The sequence below is a fragment of the Alishewanella maricola genome (assembly GCF_016343785.1).
Classification (GTDB): domain Bacteria; phylum Pseudomonadota; class Gammaproteobacteria; order Enterobacterales; family Alteromonadaceae; genus Alishewanella; species Alishewanella maricola.
In genome coordinates this window covers 205,329-225,028 of the sequence record NZ_JAEINI020000005.1, presented here as the reverse complement: position 1 = coordinate 225,028, position 19,700 = coordinate 205,329, and the positions used below count along the sequence as shown (strand labels likewise).

Sequence of the window (19,700 nt, the reverse complement as noted above, 5' to 3'; positions counted from 1 at the left end):
CTGCGGTAGGCAGCAAAGCCAACGCTTAACAGCGCGTTAGCTTTGCTACGAGGGCGTTACTCTGCTGCTTTTGATACGCCAACCATAGCCGGACGTAACAAGCGACCATTTAACTCATAACCTTTTTGCATAACAAAGGTCACGGTATTGGGCGGTACATCATTTGACGGCTGAATGCTCATCGCTTGATGTTGTTCCGGGTTAAACGGCTGCCCCGCAGGGTCAATTTGCACCACACCAAACTTAGCTACTGTATCTAAAAAGCTCTTCATGGTCAGCTCTACGCCTTCAATGATGCCTTTAAACGCTTCATCTTCACGGTTGATAAAGTTCAGTGCGCGCTCAAGGTTGTCGGCAACGGGTAATAAATCACCGGCAAACTTTTCTAACGCAAACTTGTGCGCTTTTTCAACATCTTGGCTAGCACGACGGCGAGCATTTTCAGCATCAGCTTTAATGCGCAGCATTAATTCGTGTTGTTCGGCCAACTGGCTTTGCGCTTTAGCCAGTTCATCTTCCAGCTTAGCAATAATGGTCTGCTCAGAAGACAGCTCTACCGTATCGGTATTAGCATCGTTAGTGGCCTGATTCGTTGCTTCTGTGGGTTCGGAAGGCTTTTGTTGCTCAGTCATTGTTACAATACTCCAATTAATGTAGGGGTATTATGGGGATCAATTCTGCCGATTCAAGTTTAAATTTAATTGTGCCGCGCATCCTTCGAGTAAAGGGATTAATTTTGCGTAATCCATCCGCCGCGGGCCAAGCAAAGCGACAAAGCGATGTGGCTGCGTTTGATAGCTTTGGGCGATTAAACTTAATTGCGATAACTCAACAAATCCAGACTCTTTACCTAAAATGAGTTTAGGTTGAGCATCACGGGTGACCGTTTGTAACAACGTAATTAAACCCGAGGGTTGCTCCAGCATTTGCACGACTTGTTGTAATGCAGGGTTTTGCTGGTAATCCGGCGTTAGCAATAATTGATGTTGTCCATAAATCAAGGGTTGATGCTGCACAAACTCATCTAAGCTTAATTGGCCTAACACTTTTTCAATGAGGATCTGGCCAAGGCCCGTTTCATTGCGCAAAATCGTGTTTAAACGCACCATGCCATCTTGCCATTGTCCACCGGCTAAAGCGGCATTAAGTAAGCACAACACCTTGCTCATGGTGGCTGAATCGACACTTTGCTCACAATTAATAATACGATGCAGGATGTCACCGTCTTCATCGACCACCACCAACAACAAACGATCGCTGGCTAAGCGCACTAAGTCCACTTGCCGCACTTCGCGCCCTGCGGCTTTAGGAGCGCTAACAATGGCCACACAACCGGTTAAGTTCGCTAATAATTGTCCGGCTTGTTGACACATTAATGACACCGGCAATTGCGGTAGTAAGCGGCTGGTTATTTCATTTTGCCACTTGTCACTCAAAGGCGCCAACTGCAGCATTTTATCAATGAATAAACGAATACCTAAAGTGGTAGGGATCCGCCCTGCCGAAGTATGCGGTGAGCGAATTAATCCTTGTTGTTCCAGTTGCACCATGGTGTTGCGCACCGTTGCAGAGCTCACATCGAGCTGTTTATGCTCAGCGATCAACTTTGACGCTACGGGCTGGCCATCGAGCAAATATTGCTCAACAATCAACTTTAAAATCAGCTCTGTTCTGCTTAATGTCACAGCCATGCGCAATACCTGTAATTCAATTAAAGAAGTAATGGGGTTTTTATTCTCAAATTCAAGCAGTTTTGCATAATCGCTCGATAAAGCGGTTTTGTCTAAAGATGTTAAGTCCATAGCGCTTTGCCCAAAAGCTTAGTTGATTGACAAGGCTGCAACTTCTTGTGGGTTATGTATATACTGAACGGGTCTGGATAAGGAAGACTGTTGCTATGAGCTCTACATTTGCCAAAGTTGGTTTAATTGGAAAACCCCATCACCCTGGCGCGAATCAAACATTGGCCAGCCTTTATCACTTTTTAAAAACCCAAGGCCTCAGTGTATTTGTCGAAGAGCAAGTCGCTCAAAGCTTACAACTGGCTGATGCGGTGATCCTTGATTTGGTTGAATTGGGCAAAACCTGTGATTTAGCGATTGTGGTAGGTGGAGATGGGAATATGCTGGGCGCCGCGCGGGTGTTAGCCCGTTTTGATGTGGCTGTACTTGGCGTGAACCGTGGCAATCTAGGCTTTTTAACCGATCTGGCGCCTGAGAATTTTGAGCAGCCGCTAAAAGATGTACTGGCCGGTAACTTTGTGACAGAGAAACGTAACTTACTGGAAATTTCCGTGCATCGACACGGCAGTATAAAAAGTAGTAACAGTGCGGTTAACGAAGCGGTGTTACACGCCGACAAAGTGGCCCACATGATTGAATTTGAGGCCTATATCAATAATGAATTTGTCTATAGCCAGCGCTCTGATGGTTTAATTATCAGCACGCCTACAGGCTCTACCGCCTATTCCTTATCCGGTGGAGGCCCTATATTAACACCGGATCTGGATGCCATGAGCTTAGTGCCGATGTTTCCACATACCTTAAGTAGCAGACCCTTAGTCGTTTCCGGTAACAGTGAGATACGCTTAAAAGTCGCTGAAACGAATGATGCCCATCTGCAAATAAGCTGCGACAGTCATGTTATTTTGGCTGTTATGCCGGGCGACGATATCTATATTCGTAAACACCCCAACCCACTGCGCTTGGTGCATCCTCCGGGCTACAGTTATTATCATGTCCTGCGCAATAAATTAGGCTGGGGCAGTAAACTGTATTAACCGGCAAATATTTGTGCATCGACAACTTGCCAAAACAAAAAATACTGTATAGATTTACACTGTATACTTAAACAGTTGTCGGAGTGGATATATGCTGTGTCATCTTCATATCAGTAACTTTGCTATAGTGCGTGCGTTGGAAATTGACTGGGCCGCAGGTATGTCGACTATTACTGGTGAAACCGGTGCCGGTAAATCCATTGCTATTGATGCCCTTGCTATTTGTTTAGGAGAGCGTGCCGATGCGGCAGTGCTCCGCCCTGGTGCAGACAAAGCCGATATTGTTGCCACCTTCGATATTAGCCAACTGACTACCGCCAAAGACTGGCTACAACAACAAGATTTACTCATGGGAAATGAGTGTATTGTCCGGCGGGTAATCAGTGCTGAAGGCCGCTCACGAGGCTATATTAATGGCGTACAAGTACCGGCACAGCAGTTAAAACTACTAGGGCAGCATCTGCTCGCCATTCATGGTCAACATGCACATCAATTACTGCAAAAAGCTGATTATCAACGCCAATTATTAGACGCTTTTGTGGGTAAACCAGAGTTACTGCAACAAACACGTCAAAGTTATCGCTATTGGCAACAACTCAAGCAAGAGTTTAGCCAATTGGAGCAATCGCAGCAGCAACGTGATGCCCAGCGCCAATTGTTAGAATATCAAGTGGCTGAGCTCGATCAATTTGCGCCACAAGCCACTGAATTCAAACAACTTGAAGCCGAGCACAGCCGTTTGAGCCATGGCCATACTCTACTGACACAAAGCCACCAATGCCTACAACAACTGTACGATGACGATAATCAAAATATTTATCGTGCGTTATCGCATTTAACCCAGCAATTAGATGAATTAGTTCAGCTCGATCCGGCTTTGCAAGATGTGCAAAACATGTTGAATGACGCTTTGTTGCAAACCGAAGAAGCCAGTCGTGAATTACGCCGCTATGCCGATAAAGTAGAACTGGATCCTGAGCGTTTACAAGAAATTGATGAGCGCATGGGCACTTGGCTTAATTTAGCTCGCAAGCATCAAGTTAATGTTGAAAACCTAGCCGAGTTACATCAGCAACTGAGCCAACAACTGGCTGAATTAACCGGCCATGACAAACGCCTAAACGAATTAGCACAGGCGATTAACCAAGCTGCAGACGTGTATCAAGTAGCGGCAACCAAGCTCACAGAAGCTCGGCAACTAGGGGCAACAGAATTAAGTGCGTTAATCACCCAAAATATGCACGAACTCAGTATGGCTAATGCCCGATTTGCTATTGATTTACAAAATTTACCACTAGAACACGCTAGCGCCATGGGTTTAGATCAAATTAGCTTTACCGTTTCCACTAACCCTGGCCAGCCCTTACAAGCGCTGGCGAAAGTCGCATCGGGTGGAGAGCTGTCGCGGATCAGTTTAGCCATTCAAGTTATTTTAGCCGATAAGATCACCACACCCACCTTAATTTTTGATGAGGTTGATGTCGGGATCAGTGGGCCTGTGGCTGCCGGTGTCGGTCGCCTGTTACGCCAATTAGGCCGCAGCACACAAATTATTTGTGTAACACATTTACCGCAGGTCGCTAGCCAAGGTCACCAACAATTGTTTGTTGAAAAATATACTGACGGCCAAGCCACAGAAACACGTATGCGTCAGCTATCTGATGATGAACGTATCCAAGAAATTGCCCGTTTACTCGCCGGTGAAAACATCAGTGCCAATGCTTTAGCTAATGCTCGGGAACTATTATGTGCGCCTGTAGTCTGATTCAGGGTTTTTCTGCACAGCTATCATAGGGTATGATAGCGTTATTCACTTTAAATTGATGATCATTATGAAAGCAGTATTAAAGACAGCATTACTCGTGGCCACTTTAGGCTTAAGCACGGCATGTAGCAGCTGGGTATACCGTATTGATATTCCACAAGGTAACTTCTTAGAACAAAAAGACGTGGATAAGCTACGAGTGGCAATGACAAAAGAGCAAGTTATTTATGTTTTAGGCAACCCTGTTGCCGCCAATCCGTTTGATACCAACACCTGGCATTATTTTTATGCTTTAAAAGGTGGTCGTGGTAACAACTTTGAAAAACGGCTAGTGGTCGAGTTTAAAGAAGACCGCTTAGTCAATATCAATGGCGACTTCACTAAACACGCTGACTTTGACAAACCGCTGGATATTTAGTTTTTAAGCAAAGCGACTTAGCTTATGAATACAAAAAACCACAGATGAAGCCTTTGGACTTCATCTGTGGTTTTGTTGTTTTGGGTATTCCCCTGTCGCTGCAGTATCTTTTTAAACCAGTGTTTAAATTTAGCGCTTTAGCGGCTTGGCAAAACGCCGCCAAAACGGCCTAAAATCATACAAACCACTGACTTAGGTACGGTATCAAGCGGTAAGTGTACTCACTTATCAAACTCGGCATAAAGTCACTTCAGCCACTTTTCAAAAGTACCTGTAGTTAATTTGGCCGGCCGCCTGTTACTCTATCAGCGCGGCCTTCTTCTTTAGCTTTTTCTGCTCGGCGCCGCCGTAAATCTTTCGGATCAGCAATTAATGGGCGATAAATCTCAATACGATCGCCCTCTTTTACTTGATCGGATAACTTAACCGGCCGACTCCAAATACCCACTTTTTGCGACGTTAAATCGATCTGTGGGAATTGTTGTAAGATACCTGACTGCTTAATAATCTGTTCGATACTTGCCACACGACTTACCGCAAGTGTTAACAGCACCTGACGCTCAGGTAAGGCATAAGCCACTTCAACCGTAATACGATCGGCAGCTGCCGCCCCCGCACTGGAATTATCCATAAACTTGTTTTGCCCGTTGTGTAAAAGCCTGCACCATGGCCGCGGTTAACTCTTGAAAAATCTTACCAAAAGCAAACTGTATTAACCGACTAGAAAATTCAAACTCTAGCTTTAAAATCACTTTGCAGGCTTGATCGTTTAAAGGTTCAAACTCCCAGCCACCACGTAAATGTTTAAATGGCCCATCGACCAATTGCATCTCAATACGTTGAAAAGGATGCAAATGATTACGAGTTGTAAAAGATTGACCAATACCGGCCTTGGAAATATGTAACTTCGCCACCACCTCTTTCTCAGCACGACTAACTATGTTGGCAGCACTACAACCTGGTAAAAATTGCGGGTAAGCATCGACATCATTTACCAGTTCAAACATTTGTTGCGCGCTGTAAAAAACCAAGGCACTGCGCTCAATTTGTGGCATACTCACTCCCCTTACATCAGGCCACAGATTGTAACAGAATAACGCCCAGCGACAACCTTGCACCGTGTAGCCTGCATAACTGAATATGAATACATGATGGCTGCAACTAGCCAAAAAAGTGAATTATGAGTAAAAAGCAAACAAACAAAAAGAACAATGGCACCATCGCGCAAAATCGTAAAGCGCGCCATGAATACTTTCTAGAAGAACGGTTTGAAGCCGGTCTGAGCCTGCAAGGCTGGGAAGTAAAAAGTATTCGGGACGGTAAGGTTAACTTATCGGATGCTTATGTCATCTTACAAGATGGCCAAGCTTATTTGTTTGGCGCGCAGATCCAACCCTTGAATAACGCCTCTACACATGTCATTTGCGATCCTGACCGCAGCCGTAAGTTATTACTGCATAAACGCGAGTTAATGAAGTTAATTGGTTTAAAAGAACGTGATGGCTATACCCTTATCGCCACGGCGATGTATTGGAAAGCCTGCTGGGTAAAATTAGAATTTCACTTGGCAAAAGGTAAGAAAAACTTCGACAAACGTGATGATATTAAAGATCGCGATTGGTCTCGTGAAAAAGAGCGCATGATGAAGCATTCAAAACGCTAAACAAGCTTTTATTTTGATTCGACGCTTGAAAAGCGTGCAAGTGAACCTAATAAAGTAAAAATGTTTGTAGTAACACACTGCTGTGCCATTGGTAATTAGCAGATTAAAGGCGTATACTAGAAATTCACTGAAGGTGTTAGTGTTAGACCACAGAATTCGGGGCTGATTCTGGATTCGACGGGACTCACGAAATCTTAAGTGCATGCCGAGGTGCGGTAGGCCTCGTAAAAAAGCCGCAAAAAACTAGTCGCAAACGACGAAAACTACGCAATCGCTGCTTAATAGGCAGTAGATAGCTCTTCCCCTCACGCATGCCTATAAGCTGAGACTCTGGAAGATCACCCCTAATAGGATCGCGTCGCGTCTTCGCCTGGAGACAAACCGTTAAAATCAATCAGGCTCGCCCGACGATAGCCTGCCACTCGGCGCTCATAGGGTTAACTAAATGAATGGCTAAGCATGTAGTACTGACGATCTAGGTTTTTCGGACGCGGGTTCAACTCCCGCCAGCTCCACCACATTGATAACGGCGCTTTTTAAGCGCCGTTTTTCATTTCTGCAACAACATTCTGTGTTACTGAGCTTTCCTACTAGATATACTTTTTTGCAATAAAACCGCTCATTTTGTAAAACGATTAAGCATAAGTTAATCTTAAAATAATTTTATTAAGCGATTTCTAACATAGAAATAGTAGAACCCGCTATCAGCCTTAAAATATTTAATTAGATATTTCATTATATTAAGTAAGATCCTGCTTATGTTGGTAAAAAAACAGCTGTTCTGCATTGATCTCGTTGCATCTTGTCGGCATAGTAGTTGATTCGCGGCATGTTTTTATTCTGGTGTGTTAGGTCTTTTCACCCAATGAACGTATAACTGCTGTAAAAAAAATAAACACTTTTGCCGCATTTAGGGTTTTGCTATGTATCAAAATAATCAGGCTGTTGTCGCGCCGTCTGAACAGTGTGTGACGACTGTTACAGAGAAAGCACCACAAAACTTACATTGGACCACCTGTTTTAACCAAGATTTTGAGCTTAAAAAAGCTTTTAGCCGCGAAGATCGAGACCGCGTTTTCCGCTTAAGACATCAAGTCTACTGTGAAGAATTAGCCTATGAACCTGTCAGCCCTTCAGGTTTGGAGTTAGATGATTACGACCGCCGTTCTATTCACTGCTTATTGCAACATCGCAAAACAGGCGAATCTGCGGGTACTTTACGGTTAATTGCTTCAAACAACGACGCCGAACTGTTGCCTATCGAACATTATTTCAAAGACGAATTCACTCAACCTGACTTAGTTCCCAGCGCTTTTGATCGTGAAGCCGTGAGTGAGTTTTCTCGTTTAGCGGTTGCCGCTTCATTTAGAAGAAATATTCAAAGCCAACAAAACCCCATTTTATCGCAAGTCGCCGCGGTTTCAGATTCTGATACTCAAACACACTATCGCTACATTTCTGCCGGTTTATACCTCGCAGCCCTAGAGCAAGCACGCTTATTAAATTTAAAGCATGCCTATGTAGCGGTTGCCCCCGCTTTAGCGCGAATGCTCAATCGTGTTGGGTTTCAGTTTCAGCAAATCAGTAATCCGATTGAACTAAATGGCAAACGTGCAGCCTATTACCTAGACATTGATAAATGTATTCATACACTTTGCGATGATTATCGAGAGTTATGGCGAGTTCTTGCGGCACAGTTACGCAATGGCTCTTTTGAGCATTATAACGCTTAGCACCCCCAAACCTTTTTAAAGAGCATATTGTTTATATGGATTCACTATCTCAAATAGCACTGGGTTCAGCGGTCGCTGTTGCAGTAGTGGGTAAACACACCTCAATTAAAAAAGCCGCCTTATGGGGCGCTATTGCCGGAACACTGCCTGATCTAGATGTTTTAATCGATTATGGCGATGACCTTAGCAATATGGTACAGCATCGCGGTTTTAGTCATTCTTTGTTTTATCTAACCTTATTCTCTCCTTTGCTCGCCCTGCTCGTCTGTCGCATTCATAATGAAATGGCCCACTACAAACATTGGTTACTCGGCTTGTGGCTGGTATTGATCACCCATCCACTACTCGACACCATGACCATCTATGGGACACAGCTTGCCCTGCCCTTTTCTGACTATCCGTACGGTGTTGGCAGTATCTTTATTATTGATCCCTTGTATACCTTACCGCTATTACTTGGCGTCATTTGGGTATTACTTAAGGGCAAAACACTACTCGCTGCCAATACGGCAGGATTAGTCTTTTCAAGCTGTTATCTGTTATGGAGTGTGGCGGCGCAACAACATGTAACCGGTGTAGTGAAAAGCCAATTAACAGAGATCTTTAACCACTCCACGAAATTGTTGGTGCAACCTACCGCGTTAAATACGCTACTTTGGCGCGTGTTGATCCGAACGGATGAAGCCTATTACGAAGGGTTTTATTCACTACTCGAAAAGGAAGCCACCATTGAATTGGTGCGATTTGAACAAGACCCTCTTTTGCTTGAGCAATATGCTTTGCATCCTGACGTGCAGAAGCTAGCCAGTTTCAGCCATGGTTTTTATGCCTTAGAGCAGCAAAAACAGCAAATTGTGTTAACCGATCTGCGCATGGGACAGCAGCAAAATTATGCTTTTAGTTTTGTGGTGGCCGAGCAAGCAGCTGAAACCTCATTACGCTTACCGCGTAAATTAGAGCTATCAGCTACCCTCAATTGGATTTGGTTAACGCTAAAAGGTGAGGAACCTACTGAGTTTAGCCAATCACCTCATAACCAAACCAGTCCGGCTGCTGTGCTTGATTAGCCCCGCTCGGTTGTAGCTCAATATAGTAACCTTGCAGCTGATCGAGCTGAATCAAGTTATCAAGTTCCAATAAATCATCTTTGTGTGAGCTTTGTGCCTTAGTCAGTAACGCCGCCTTGGCACGCTTTTTAGCTTCAACCGCAGAGCCTGCCACACACAGCATAAACTCGTGCTGCTCTGCCATTTGCGATGGGTAATAGCCACCAAAGTTAACAAAATAAAGCTTTTGCTCTTGCTGCACCGGCTCAGCAACCAACGTGATGTGATAACCATCAATATCATGCACTTCTAAATAGCTGTCTAGGTGTAGGCCTTTAGCCTCACCAAACCATTGCTGCCGTAACTGCGGATAAGTATCTTTAATACTTTCACCGACAACAAAGCGTATATCATGCACTTCAATATTCGCGCCCGGAGCGGTACCACCCAAATACACCATAAATAATTTCATGTTAAACCTTATAATTTTACGCTTAAACCATCGGTCAAGGCTTTTCGATAGGCCACAAATGCCGGAATACACGCCAAGACACTGGCTGCCGCTAAAATGCCGCCCGCCCAGTACAATGTTTCGGTGCTAAAAGGCATCACGCTAATAAACAGGCCATAATGGGCTGCTAGCCAATCTTGCAAACCAAATAACGTTAACAACAAAACTGCTGCCGACAGCAACATAGCAACCAAAGTTAATAACAGTACTTCTAATTGAATTAACCAAAAAACATACCACGGGTTCGCCCCTACCGCGCGTAAGATGGCCATTTCACGCTGCCGCTCGCGCATCGATGCCAGTAAAGTTGTCATCATGCCAACTAAACCGGCAGCAAGCACCATGAGCGTGATTAACAACAAAATATTCTCAACCATACTGAGCATTTGCCACAGTTCAGCTAAAGCCACACCAGGTAAAATAGCGGTTAACGGCTCACCACGAAACTCATTAATTTGCCGCTGCACAACAAAAGTGGCCATTCTTGAATTAAGCCCCACCATAAAAGCCGTTAACGCCTTTGGGGTTAAATCCATTTCTAAGGTTTGTTCAGCGCTAATTTTACGCCCAGGCATTGGCGCGCCTTGCTGCCAATCGATATGTATCGCTTCTATGCCCTCAAGGCTAATATGCACGGTTTGATCAACTGGTGTGCCCGTGGCCGCTAAGATACCTTTAATCACAAAAGGCTTATCTTTGTGCTCAGAGAAACTGACGGCGCCTACACCATGCGCCAGCGTGATTTCTTGTCCAAGCTGATAGCCTAATTGTTTAGCGACTTCTGCCCCCAATACCGCCTCGTAGACGCCTGCAAATTGCTCGCCAGCTGCAAAGCTTAAAGCTTGCTGGTTGGCATAGCGATAATGCTCAAAGTAACCTTGATTTGTGCCTAGCACACGATAACCTCGATGCGAGTCACCCAGGGCTAGCGGAATGGTCCAACTAATTTGTGGATGCTTAGCAATACGCTCATAGGTTGCCCAACTGACATTAGCGGTTGCATTGCCAATTCTAAAGACCGAATACAACAATAAATTTAATTGCCCAGAGCGCGCACCCACAATTAGATCCGTACCCGATACGGTATTAGTAAAACTGCTGCGCGCTTCCTTACGAATATGTTCGATGCCCAATAGCAACACTAAACTGAGCGTTAGCGACAACAGAGTCATTAACGCTGTACCTTTCCGATTCCATAAACTCAGACGTGCCAGTTTGATTAACATGCCACCACTCCTTTAGCCAAATCAGCCATCGACAACTCAAAGTGAAAATAGCGCTTGAGTTGCTGATCATGGCTAACAAAAATGACTGTTGTTGCACACTTATCCGCTTCGGTTAACAGTACTTGCATAAAGGCATCGCGATTATTCGCATCCAGCGCCGAAGTCGGCTCGTCAGCGATTAACAAAGCGGGTTGCGTTAACAAGGCGCGCGCAATGGCCACCCGTTGCTGTTGGCCAACACTTAAGGCACTGGCACGCTGCCGCTGTAAATCATCGGTGAGTCCTAGCGCCCTTAATAAATCGATGGCACGTGGCTGTAAAGTGATAGCTGCTTGACCCGCAAAGGTGGCACGTAACAGTACGTTATCTAAAACTGAAAGATAAGGAATTAAATTAAGCTGTTGAAACACCACACCAATTTGACTGGCTCGCAGCTTATCGCGCTTTGCTGCGCTAAGTTGATGCATGGCATGGCCTTGCACCCATAATTCTCCGGCACTGGGTGCTGTGATACCCGCCAGCAAATTCAACAAGGTCGTTTTACCCGAACCTGAAGCGCCTTGTATAAATAAATGTTGGCCATGTTCGAGTGTTACTGCCGGTAGTGACAATTGCCAAGCACCGGCGCGATACCAGAATTGCAGATCTTTGAGTTCAATAGCAGGAATTTTCGGCTTGGTGGTCACAGGTACTCCATTATGCATGCTATGATAGCCTATAAGCTATTATGCAAAATTAAGAGGCGAAGCTCCAATGTTCAAGAAGTTGTCTGTTGCGTTTTCTCTGGTACTGGCCGCAAGTTTGGCTTTTAGCGTGCATGCCAACGAAGTCAAAACCATTGAGTGGACAGATTTAATGCCTGAAGATGATTTACAGGCGTTAATGGCCATGCCCGAAGTGGCGCATGATTATAGCCAACCTTCACCGTTTGAAGAAAACTACAATGGTGAAGATCCTGCCGCACAAGCCTGGCAGCAAATTTTGCAGTCTGCCAAAGTTAAACCCGAGTTCAATAACGTTAAAATCAAGATCCCTGGCTTTATTGTTCCTCTGGAATTTGATGCTGATCAGAATGTAACGAGCTTCTTTCTCGTGCCATACTTTGGCGCCTGTATCCACGTACCGCCACCACCACCAAATCAAATTATTTATGTGAGTGGTGCATCTAACCTGCGTGCAGATATGATTTATTCACCCTTTTGGATAATTGGTACTATTACGACCGAAAGCATGTCTCACGATTTAGCAAATGCGGCTTACAGTATGAAAGCAGATAAAGTAGAAGAATATACTTGGTAATGATACTCCGTTTATCTGCCTACAAAAAAACCGGTCACGTTAAATGACCGGTTTTTTTATCGGCTAGCGCCTGTTTAACCAATAAATGTGCTCACAAACGCACTCATCTGCAATCTACAGATAGTAATAGGCTAAAACGCATTACAGCACTGTTGTGCGGATGCATTAGGCTTTATTTAAAAGCGCACTTGGCTGTTACCCAGCGTCGCTTTAGCGGCACCTTGTTGACCATTTAACACCCACTGCACATCCATCGTTTGAAGCGACGGGAGCAGATTAAATAAACTCACATCAAGCTGTTGTAACAATGCCGGGCGCTGACATAAAAAACTGATATTGGCATAAAAATCGCCGTGACCACTGTAGGTGCGCTCGGTCAGATCCGTGCTCGCATCACTGCCTTGAATTTCACAGTTTGCATCCTTACTTAAATTTAACCACTGACCTTGGGATAGGATGTCTAATGCCAGCGTTAATTCTTGCTTTTGCTCGGCAGTACGCGGGGCATGTTCAAAGCCCACAATAGTAGCCGCCGCAGCTTGCAATGCTAACTGCAACTCATTTCCTTCTAAAATCAATGTCAGGCTGGCAACCCCATGCACATGAGTACCAAGCTGTGTAAAATCATCGGCCTCATGTGAATGCTCTGCAGCAGAATGCGTATGCTCATCGCCAGCATTATGCTGATGCAACTCGGGTACCTCTGCGGCAACCTGACGTTCAGTTTTAGCGGTTGAGGCGGCTAACGCCTGATCGGTAGCTTGAACTTGATAAGCCAATACACTGCCTGTAACCATAAGCAAAGCAACTAATTTTCTTTTCACAGCACATACCTCTTAAATTTATTGCCACCATCATACTCAGATTTAGTCTGGCCGCAATGCTGATCTAGCTGATCTAAATGGGCGGTTAATCCCGTATCAGGCGATATTGATTGTAGTGGTCTGACGTAATGCCCAAACTTATTGTTATTTTAGGTGATCAACTTAGCCCCGCGATCGCCAGCCTGCGCGAAGCCAGTGCGGATGACGTCATTTTAATGGCTGAAGTTGGCAGTGAAGCCAGCTATGTGAAACATCACAAGCATAAAATTGTGCTTATTTTCAGTGCCATGCGCCATTTCGCTGCTGTTCTAGAGCAACAGGGCCGCAAAGTTTGCTACGTTAAATATGGCCAGCAAGCCGGCATCCATAGCATGACAGACGCCGTAGCCTATGCGCTTGCGCAAACCGATATGTCAGAAATTGCCATAACGGAATGCGGTGAATACCGTCTGCATCAAGAAATTCTCGGTTGGTCAGCGCATTTTCAGCGGCCTGTCACCATCCTCGAAGACGACCGTTTTCTCTGCTCGAAAGAGATGTTTAACCAATGGGCTAGCGGCCGGCAGCAACTGCGCATGGAGTACTTTTATCGGCAAATGCGCCGCTACACCGGCTTACTGCTGGATGCTAAACAACAACCGGTTGGTGGGCAGTGGAACTTTGATAAAGAAAACCGTAAAGCCTGTCCACCCGATTTAGTGGCCATCCCCCCCCTTAAATTTAGCCACGATGACATTACTCAGCAAGTGTGTCAGTTGGTTGCGACTGAATTTGCTGATAACCCTGGCTCTGTCGATAATTTTCAATATGCTGTAACCGGTAAAGACGCGCGCCAAGCTTTTATGCATTTTATCGAACAACAACTGGTCAACTTTGGCGATTATCAAGATGCGATGTTGGTTGATCAGCCATTTTTATTTCACAGCCTCTGCTCCATGTATTTAAATGCGGGTTTACTTGATGTGCGCTGGATGTGCCAAAAAGTCGAAGCCGCTTGGCGTAGCGAGAAAGTCAGTTTAAATGCCGCCGAAGGCTTTATTCGCCAGCTCATAGGCTGGCGTGAATTTGTACGCGGCCTGTATTGGCTAAAAATGCCAGATTATGCCGCGCAAAATTATTTCTCTGCTACGACGCCGCTGCCCAGTTATTTTTGGAGTGGCAAAACCAAGATGCGCTGCATGCAGCAAGCCATCTCGCAAACGATGGAATACGGCTATGCTCATCATATTCAGCGCTTAATGATTACCGGTAATTTTGCCCTTTTGGCGGGCTTAGATGTGCAAGCGATATGCGATTGGTATTTGGCGGTCTATGTCGACGCCTATGAATGGGTAGAGCTGCCGAATACCATGGGCATGGCGTTGTTTGCCGATGGCGGAGAGTTAGCGTCAAAACCCTATGCGGCTAGCGGCGCTTACGTAAATCGAATGAGTAATTACTGCAAAAATTGCCATTACAAAGTAAAAGATGTTACCGGTGAGAAAGCCTGCCCGTTTAATGCACTGTATTGGGACTTTTTAGACCGAAACCATGAGCAATTAGGTCAAAACGCTCGGCTGCAACTGGCTTTCAAAAACTGGCAACGCAAAACGCCTGAACAGCAAGCTGCAATTAAACAGCACGCGTCTGTGTTGCTGAATAAGCTGGAGCAATTATGAGCACCTTAGTTTTACTGAATCAGGCATTACGCTTACGTGATAACCCGCTGCTCAATGCTGGCAGCGGTACTTTACACGCGGTAGTAGTATTAGATAAAGCCCAATTTTTCGGCAAACAATACGGGCTTTATCGCGCGAATTTATGGCGTTTAAATCAACAGATACAGGCTATCTTACAGCTGCAACAGGCCTTAGCCACTAAGCAGATCGGTTTAATATTACGGTTTGGTGATACCACCAGTACCTTGCAGGCACTGGCAAATGAGCTGAATGCCACAACGCTGATTGCGGCCGAGCCTACCTCGCCGCACGAGTACGCTGCGTTGCAGCAATTAGCAGGCCCGATAACGCTAACACTGATCGATTGCAACAGCTTATTCGGTGCAGCACTTCGGCTTGATATCAATCGAGTGCCAGACCGTTTTACTGCGTTTCGCAAAAACCACGAACCGCTGTTGCAAGTATCGTTACCCGTTCCACCTTTTATTCCCCGCTCTGAACAACATTGGCTAACACCGCAACAGGCTGAGCATCACCACGCCAATTGGTCAGCATTAGATGATTATCGACATGCGAGCAGTGCGGCTACCCCCCCCATTATTACTGAAACAGCTGCTTGGCAACGCTTGCAGCAGTACATCTGGCAAGAGCAGCATATTTTACATTACAAAGAAACGCGTAATGCGCTGCAAGGTGAGCATTACGCCAGTTTCTTTTCTAGCGCTTTAGCGCTGGGCAGTTTATCCACGCGCGATCTGTGGCAACAAATTGTTGAATTTGAGCAACAAGTACAAGCGAATGATTCAACCTATTGGCTTAAGTTCGAGTTGTTATGGCGAGAGTTTTTTCGCTGGCAAATGCGTAAATACCAATCTCGTTGGTTTAGCCAAACGGGTATAAAAGGTCAGCCGAATTTTCAACCACCGCAGCTTACCGCAACACAACGGCGTAAGTTTGCAGCATGGTGTGCTGGTCAAACTGGCATTCCTTTTGTTGATGCCAATATGCGCTTACTTAATCAAAGTGGTTTAATGAGTAATCGCGGTCGACAAAATGTGGCCAGTTATTTAATCCATGATTTAGCCATAGATTGGCGTTTGGGTGCGGCATATTTTGAACAACGCCTGCTCGATTACGAATGCGCCAGCAACTGGGGAAATTGGGCCTATATTGCCGGTTATGGTAATAGTGAAGCGCGCCCTTTTAATATGATAAAGCAAGCATTGGCCTATGATCCAAAAGCCGATTTTGTTCGACACATGTTACCCGAACTCACCGCTAAGGATAAAACAGCTCATCGCCCACAAGCCAACACACCGATCCCTGCTCAATGGCATAATTGGTTAAAAGAGTTGGACTAGCCCATGCATCTGTTATGGCTAAAACGCGATTTACGCTTAGCCGACCATGCCGCCTTGCACTACGCTGCACAACAAGGTGCAGCGGTTTTACCGGTGTATATCATCGAACCCGATTACTGGCAGCAACCTGATACCTCTTTGCGCCATTGGGCTTTTATTTGTTCAGCTTTAGAACAGCTACAGCAACAGTTCTCTGCCTTGGGTCAGCCTTTATTGGTCTTCTATGGCGCCGCAAGCCGAGTCTTTCGACAACTAACCGAGCAGTTTCCCATTACGGCGGTGTATAGCCATGAAGAAACCGGTAATTTATGGAGTTATCAGCGCGACCTGGCGGTAGAAAAGCTATGGCATGAGCTAGCAATACCTTGGCATCAGTATCGGCAGTTTGCGGTATTTCGGCGGCTTGCCGATCGTGATCTTTGGTTTAAACAAGCGGATGAGTGGCTAACACAGCCATTATTTCCTATTCCCAAACAGCTTCCTTTTATTACTGCCGCTAACTGGCAAGCCCCTCTGCAATGGCCAATACGCAGTAAAGATTTGCCACTTTGTCAGTCACCGCAGCAGGCAGCAGCACTGAGTAACACCTTACAGAGCTTTCTAACCAATAGAGTGAAGAGCTATCGGGGTGGCATCTCTTATGCTAGTAAAGCTCCGCAGGCCTGCTCACGCTTAAGCCCCTACTTAAGTTATGGCTTGCTCAGTATGCGCCAATTGCAACAACAGGCCTGGCAACAGCGCAAGACCACTGAGCACGAGAATCAACAACGCGGTCTTGATGCTTTTTATAGTCGCCTGCGTTGGCACTGTCATTTTATGCAAAAGCTCGAAGATGAACCTGAACTAGAAATGCGTAATCTGCATCGTGGCTTTGATGGCATGAGAGAAAATGATTTTTCTGCGGTATTATTTCAGGCCTGGGCTACGGGGCAAACAGGCTACCCGATGATAGATGCGGCCATGCGCAGTTTGTTAGCTACCGGCTGGCTGCATTTTCGTGCCAGAGCCATGTTAGTGGCTTTTGCCTGTTATCACCTTTGGTTGCACTGGCGCCCGGTTGCTTTGCACTTAGCCCGCTGCTTTGTCGATTACGAGCCTGGGATCCATTATCCACAAATTCAAATGCAAGCTGGCACCACGGGCATTAATCCCAATCGCATGTACAATCCTGTGAAACAAAGTATTCAGAAAGACCCAGAAGGAAAGTTTATACGGCATTGGTTGCCTGAATTACAGCAGGTGCCAGATGGCTGGTTGCATCAACCCTGGTTGCTGAACCGCCAACAACAACAGCAGTATGTATGTCGATTAGATATCGATTATCCCGCGCCCGTTGTGCCGCACGAGCAAGCGATTAAACTGGCTCGCCAGCGTTTAAAACACTGGCTGCAACAGCATCAAACGGATTGGAAAGAACAAAAACAACGAATTGTTCGCAAACATGCTAGTCGTAAGCGACCGACGACACGAAGCAAGCCCATATCACGCAAGCAATTAGCGTTATTTAACGATTAAAGCGCTTCTTCGTCTTCTTCGCCCGTTCTGATGCGCACCACGCGTTCTACATCGAATACAAAGATCTTACCGTCACCAATACGCCCGGTTTGTGCGGTTGTCACGATCGCTTCAATACAACGCTCAACTTGGTCATCGGGTACGACAATGTCTAATTTCACTTTGGGTAAAAAATCGACCATATACTCCGCACCACGATATAACTCGGTATGACCTTTTTGCCGACCAAAACCTTTTACTTCGGTGACAGTCATACCTGTGATGTTAATTTCAGCTAACGCTTCTCGCACATCATCAAGCTTGAAAGGTTTAATAATCGCTTCAATTTTTTTCATGTTTTTTCGTCCATTCCCTCATTGATAGCCGCAGTATAATACAAGCCGCATAAGGCTTCAGCTTTTGTCTAATAATTAGTTGATCTTCTTCTGCTGAGATACGTTAAGATAAACAGGTACTAATCAATGAGGCTATTATGACTATGGAACAACATATTATCCGGGAAATGCGGGTATTGCCGCAAATTGACGTTGAACACGAGATCCGTCGCCGCATTGATTTTATTAAATCGCGACTTACCGCATCAGGCTTAAACACATTGGTGTTAGGTATTAGTGGCGGTGTCGATTCGACGACCTGTGGCCGCTTAGCACAACTCGCTGTTGATGAGCTGAATGCCGGCGCAGCAAATACTTATCGCTTTATCGCTGTCCGTTTACCTTATGGTACACAAAAAGACGAAGACGAAGCACAACTGGCATTGGGCTTTATTCAGCCTAGCCATGTTGTCACTGTAAATATCAAAGCCGCCGCCGATGCCTTACATCAAAGCACCCTAGCAGGTATTGAAGGCTTACCTCAAGCCAATGCAGCTCAAGCCGACTTTGCCAAAGGCAACGTTAAAGCGCGCTGTCGTATGGTGGCACAGTATCATATCGCGGCCCTGCAAGGTGGCTTGGTGATAGGTACCGATCACTCTGCTGAAAACATTACCGGCTTTTATACTAAATGGGGCGACGGCGCTTGCGATATGGCACCGTTATTTGGTTTAAGCAAACGTCAAGTTCGTGCCTTGGCAAAACATCTTGGTGCACCCGCCACACTGGTTGAAAAAACGCCTACGGCTGATTTAGAGTGTCTAGCACCACAAAAAGCCGATGAAGCCGCGCTTGGCCTGACCTATCAGCAAATTGATGATTTTCTGGAAGGTAAAACAGTCGATGCTGCGGTTTCAGAGCGTTTAGTGCAAATTTTCCAAAAGACGCAACACAAGCGTCAACCAATCCCAACTATTTATGATCTGCCATAAATAAACATTTTTTTAATTTAAATTCAACTTTCATGGATTCTTGGCTACACTCTTGATTGTTTGATACAGCAGGAGTGTCGCCATGATCTCACGCGGTTTAAGCTTAATCGAATTACTTGTTGCTCTACTTGTACTGGTTATCCTGTTATCCATTGCTGCTCCGGCCATGTCTGAACTGATGCATCGGCAACACGCCAGCAGCTACATGCAACAGTTCAGTCGACATTTACACTTTGCGAGGATCCAAGCGAGCAGTAGCCAACAACCGGTCAAAATCTGTCCGATCCAAGGTCAACACTGTCAAGGACAATGGCAGCACGATCCCATTCAATTGCTGTTACTTGATCCAATTAATAATGAAACCGTGCTGTTACGCGAACTGCCCGCGCTTAAAAACGACCATCGACTAAGCTACCATCGACAACAATTACAATTTCGGCGCGACGGTAGCTTAGATGCTCTGGAAAATGGCACCTTTTACTATTGCCCTCCTAGTCGCTATCAATGGCATTATCGCTTAGTGTTAAACCAAGCTGGCCGCAATCGTTTAAAGCGCTATGAGCAGGCTTGTCCGATTTAACAGGTCGCTAAACGGC

At 45.5% G+C, this 19,700-nt stretch carries 21 protein-coding genes and 1 other RNA gene; 13 read left to right on the top strand and 9 right to left on the bottom strand.

The features are described from left to right. Window positions 1-56 precede the first annotated feature (56 nt). Together grpE and hrcA are read right to left on the bottom strand one after the other, a co-directional pair. Window positions 57-632 carry a nucleotide exchange factor GrpE gene (gene grpE, locus JAO78_RS09865; RefSeq protein WP_226751178.1) on the bottom strand — a complete coding sequence of 192 codons (576 nt, stop codon included), beginning with the start codon at window positions 630-632 and terminating at the stop codon, window positions 57-59. A gap of 39 nt (window positions 633-671) precedes the next feature. After that, on the bottom strand, window positions 672-1,802 hold the full coding sequence (hrcA, locus tag JAO78_RS09860) for a heat-inducible transcriptional repressor HrcA (protein WP_226751177.1): 1,131 nt from the start codon (window positions 1,800-1,802) through the stop codon (window positions 672-674). 95 nt (window positions 1,803-1,897) lie between these two features. Between hrcA and nadK the strand changes: the two genes are divergently transcribed. The 3 genes from nadK (at window position 1,898) to JAO78_RS09845 (ending at window position 4,962) form a co-directional block, all read left to right on the top strand. Beyond that, window positions 1,898-2,779 carry an NAD(+) kinase gene (nadK, locus tag JAO78_RS09855; protein WP_226751176.1) on the top strand — a complete coding sequence of 294 codons (882 nt, stop codon included), beginning with the start codon at window positions 1,898-1,900 and terminating at the stop codon, window positions 2,777-2,779. Between the two features lie 91 nt (window positions 2,780-2,870). Further along, on the top strand, window positions 2,871-4,544 hold the full coding sequence (recN, locus tag JAO78_RS09850; RefSeq protein ID WP_226751175.1) for a DNA repair protein RecN: 1,674 nt from the start codon (window positions 2,871-2,873) through the stop codon (window positions 4,542-4,544). Between the two features lie 58 nt (window positions 4,545-4,602). After that, the gene (locus JAO78_RS09845; RefSeq protein WP_226751174.1) at window positions 4,603-4,962 is read left to right on the top strand and encodes an outer membrane protein assembly factor BamE; all 360 of its coding nucleotides are present in this window, start codon (window positions 4,603-4,605) and stop codon (window positions 4,960-4,962) included. A gap of 277 nt (window positions 4,963-5,239) precedes the next feature. Here JAO78_RS09845 and JAO78_RS09840 read toward each other — a convergent pair whose 3' ends face one another. After that, a complete protein-coding gene (locus tag JAO78_RS09840; protein ID WP_226751173.1) occupies window positions 5,240-5,593 on the bottom strand; it encodes an RnfH family protein in 354 nt (117 codons plus the stop codon). Beyond that, a complete protein-coding gene (locus tag JAO78_RS09835) occupies window positions 5,586-6,017 on the bottom strand; it encodes a type II toxin-antitoxin system RatA family toxin (protein ID WP_226751172.1) in 432 nt (143 codons plus the stop codon). The genes JAO78_RS09840 and JAO78_RS09835 overlap by 8 nt, the downstream gene beginning before the upstream one ends. Before the next feature lie 125 nt (window positions 6,018-6,142). Between JAO78_RS09835 and smpB the strand changes: the two genes are divergently transcribed. The 4 genes from smpB to JAO78_RS09815 all read left to right on the top strand — a co-directional run bounded on the left by smpB (window position 6,143) and on the right by JAO78_RS09815 (window position 9,425). Further along, window positions 6,143-6,625 (top strand): SsrA-binding protein SmpB, encoded by a 483-nt coding sequence (gene smpB, locus JAO78_RS09830; protein WP_226751171.1) that lies wholly within the window; start codon window positions 6,143-6,145, stop codon window positions 6,623-6,625. Window positions 6,626-6,783: 158 nt separating this feature from the next. Beyond that, window positions 6,784-7,143: a transfer-messenger RNA gene (gene ssrA, locus JAO78_RS09825) on the top strand. Window positions 7,144-7,548: 405 nt separating this feature from the next. Next, window positions 7,549-8,358: a PEP-CTERM/exosortase system-associated acyltransferase gene (locus JAO78_RS09820; RefSeq protein WP_226751170.1), complete on the top strand. Its 810-nt coding sequence runs from the start codon at window positions 7,549-7,551 to the stop codon at window positions 8,356-8,358. Between the two features lie 35 nt (window positions 8,359-8,393). After that, window positions 8,394-9,425 (top strand): metal-dependent hydrolase, encoded by a 1,032-nt coding sequence (locus tag JAO78_RS09815; RefSeq protein ID WP_226751169.1) that lies wholly within the window; start codon window positions 8,394-8,396, stop codon window positions 9,423-9,425. On the opposite strand, the gene JAO78_RS09810 is transcribed toward JAO78_RS09815, so the two are convergent. Genes JAO78_RS09810 through JAO78_RS09800 form a run of 3 tightly spaced genes read right to left on the bottom strand, consistent with a single transcriptional unit; the run spans window position 9,376 to window position 11,827 of the window. Continuing rightward, window positions 9,376-9,876 (bottom strand): DUF1543 domain-containing protein, encoded by a 501-nt coding sequence (locus JAO78_RS09810; protein WP_226751168.1) that lies wholly within the window; start codon window positions 9,874-9,876, stop codon window positions 9,376-9,378. The two genes, JAO78_RS09815 and JAO78_RS09810, sit on opposite strands and share 50 nt — an antisense overlap. A gap of 8 nt (window positions 9,877-9,884) precedes the next feature. Next, window positions 9,885-11,141: an ABC transporter permease gene (locus JAO78_RS09805; RefSeq protein ID WP_226751167.1), complete on the bottom strand. Its 1,257-nt coding sequence runs from the start codon at window positions 11,139-11,141 to the stop codon at window positions 9,885-9,887. Then, window positions 11,135-11,827 (bottom strand): ABC transporter ATP-binding protein, encoded by a 693-nt coding sequence (locus JAO78_RS09800; protein WP_226751166.1) that lies wholly within the window; start codon window positions 11,825-11,827, stop codon window positions 11,135-11,137. The genes JAO78_RS09805 and JAO78_RS09800 overlap by 7 nt, the downstream gene beginning before the upstream one ends. Window positions 11,828-11,894: 67 nt before the next feature. Between JAO78_RS09800 and JAO78_RS09795 the strand changes: the two genes are divergently transcribed. Next, a complete protein-coding gene (locus JAO78_RS09795) occupies window positions 11,895-12,440 on the top strand; it encodes a DUF3299 domain-containing protein (protein ID WP_226751165.1) in 546 nt (181 codons plus the stop codon). A 176-nt stretch (window positions 12,441-12,616) separates the two neighbouring features. On the opposite strand, the gene JAO78_RS09790 is transcribed toward JAO78_RS09795, so the two are convergent. After that, window positions 12,617-13,264 (bottom strand): ZrgA family zinc uptake protein, encoded by a 648-nt coding sequence (locus JAO78_RS09790; protein WP_226751164.1) that lies wholly within the window; start codon window positions 13,262-13,264, stop codon window positions 12,617-12,619. Between the two features lie 128 nt (window positions 13,265-13,392). On the opposite strand from JAO78_RS09790, the gene JAO78_RS09785 reads away from it, so the two are divergent. Genes JAO78_RS09785 through JAO78_RS09775 form a run of 3 tightly spaced genes read left to right on the top strand, consistent with a single transcriptional unit; the run spans window position 13,393 to window position 17,798 of the window. Next, the gene (locus tag JAO78_RS09785) at window positions 13,393-14,922 is read left to right on the top strand and encodes a cryptochrome/photolyase family protein (RefSeq protein WP_226751163.1); all 1,530 of its coding nucleotides are present in this window, start codon (window positions 13,393-13,395) and stop codon (window positions 14,920-14,922) included. Further along, window positions 14,919-16,283 (top strand): DASH family cryptochrome, encoded by a 1,365-nt coding sequence (locus JAO78_RS09780; RefSeq protein WP_226751162.1) that lies wholly within the window; start codon window positions 14,919-14,921, stop codon window positions 16,281-16,283. Before JAO78_RS09785 ends, JAO78_RS09780 begins: the two co-directional genes overlap by 4 nt. A 3-nt stretch (window positions 16,284-16,286) precedes the next feature. Beyond that, window positions 16,287-17,798 (top strand): FAD-binding domain-containing protein, encoded by a 1,512-nt coding sequence (locus tag JAO78_RS09775; protein WP_226751161.1) that lies wholly within the window; start codon window positions 16,287-16,289, stop codon window positions 17,796-17,798. Here JAO78_RS09775 and glnB read toward each other — a convergent pair. After that, window positions 17,795-18,133 (bottom strand): nitrogen regulatory protein P-II, encoded by a 339-nt coding sequence (gene glnB / locus JAO78_RS09770; RefSeq protein WP_226751160.1) that lies wholly within the window; start codon window positions 18,131-18,133, stop codon window positions 17,795-17,797. The two genes, JAO78_RS09775 and glnB, sit on opposite strands and share 4 nt — an antisense overlap. A 143-nt stretch (window positions 18,134-18,276) precedes the next feature. Between glnB and nadE the strand changes: the two genes are divergently transcribed. Beyond that, on the top strand, window positions 18,277-19,104 hold the full coding sequence (gene nadE / locus JAO78_RS09765) for an NAD(+) synthase (RefSeq protein ID WP_304504384.1): 828 nt from the start codon (window positions 18,277-18,279) through the stop codon (window positions 19,102-19,104). A gap of 82 nt (window positions 19,105-19,186) precedes the next feature. Next, window positions 19,187-19,684, top strand: coding sequence for a GspH/FimT family protein (locus tag JAO78_RS09760; protein WP_226751158.1), 498 nt, complete (start codon window positions 19,187-19,189; stop codon window positions 19,682-19,684). Window positions 19,685-19,700: the final 16 nt, after the last annotated feature.

Coding starts and splice junctions, on each gene's coding strand:
- grpE (WP_226751178.1), bottom strand. CDS start 632: ATGACTGAGCAACAAAAGCCTTCCGAACCCACAGAAGCAACGAATCAG.
- hrcA (WP_226751177.1), bottom strand. CDS start 1,802: ATGGACTTAACATCTTTAGACAAAACCGCTTTATCGAGCGATTATGCA.
- nadK (WP_226751176.1), top strand. CDS start 1,898: ATGAGCTCTACATTTGCCAAAGTTGGTTTAATTGGAAAACCCCATCAC.
- recN (WP_226751175.1), top strand. CDS start 2,871: ATGCTGTGTCATCTTCATATCAGTAACTTTGCTATAGTGCGTGCGTTG.
- JAO78_RS09845 (WP_226751174.1), top strand. CDS start 4,603: ATGATCATTATGAAAGCAGTATTAAAGACAGCATTACTCGTGGCCACT.
- JAO78_RS09840 (WP_226751173.1), bottom strand. CDS start 5,593: ATGGATAATTCCAGTGCGGGGGCGGCAGCTGCCGATCGTATTACGGTT.
- JAO78_RS09835 (WP_226751172.1), bottom strand. CDS start 6,017: ATGCCACAAATTGAGCGCAGTGCCTTGGTTTTTTACAGCGCGCAACAA.
- smpB (WP_226751171.1), top strand. CDS start 6,143: ATGAGTAAAAAGCAAACAAACAAAAAGAACAATGGCACCATCGCGCAA.
- JAO78_RS09820 (WP_226751170.1), top strand. CDS start 7,549: ATGTATCAAAATAATCAGGCTGTTGTCGCGCCGTCTGAACAGTGTGTG.
- JAO78_RS09815 (WP_226751169.1), top strand. CDS start 8,394: ATGGATTCACTATCTCAAATAGCACTGGGTTCAGCGGTCGCTGTTGCA.
- JAO78_RS09810 (WP_226751168.1), bottom strand. CDS start 9,876: ATGAAATTATTTATGGTGTATTTGGGTGGTACCGCTCCGGGCGCGAAT.
- JAO78_RS09805 (WP_226751167.1), bottom strand. CDS start 11,141: ATGTTAATCAAACTGGCACGTCTGAGTTTATGGAATCGGAAAGGTACA.
- JAO78_RS09795 (WP_226751165.1), top strand. CDS start 11,895: ATGTTCAAGAAGTTGTCTGTTGCGTTTTCTCTGGTACTGGCCGCAAGT.
- JAO78_RS09785 (WP_226751163.1), top strand. CDS start 13,393: ATGCCCAAACTTATTGTTATTTTAGGTGATCAACTTAGCCCCGCGATC.
- JAO78_RS09780 (WP_226751162.1), top strand. CDS start 14,919: ATGAGCACCTTAGTTTTACTGAATCAGGCATTACGCTTACGTGATAAC.
- JAO78_RS09775 (WP_226751161.1), top strand. CDS start 16,287: ATGCATCTGTTATGGCTAAAACGCGATTTACGCTTAGCCGACCATGCC.
- glnB (WP_226751160.1), bottom strand. CDS start 18,133: ATGAAAAAAATTGAAGCGATTATTAAACCTTTCAAGCTTGATGATGTG.
- nadE (WP_304504384.1), top strand. CDS start 18,277: ATGGAACAACATATTATCCGGGAAATGCGGGTATTGCCGCAAATTGAC.
- JAO78_RS09760 (WP_226751158.1), top strand. CDS start 19,187: ATGATCTCACGCGGTTTAAGCTTAATCGAATTACTTGTTGCTCTACTT.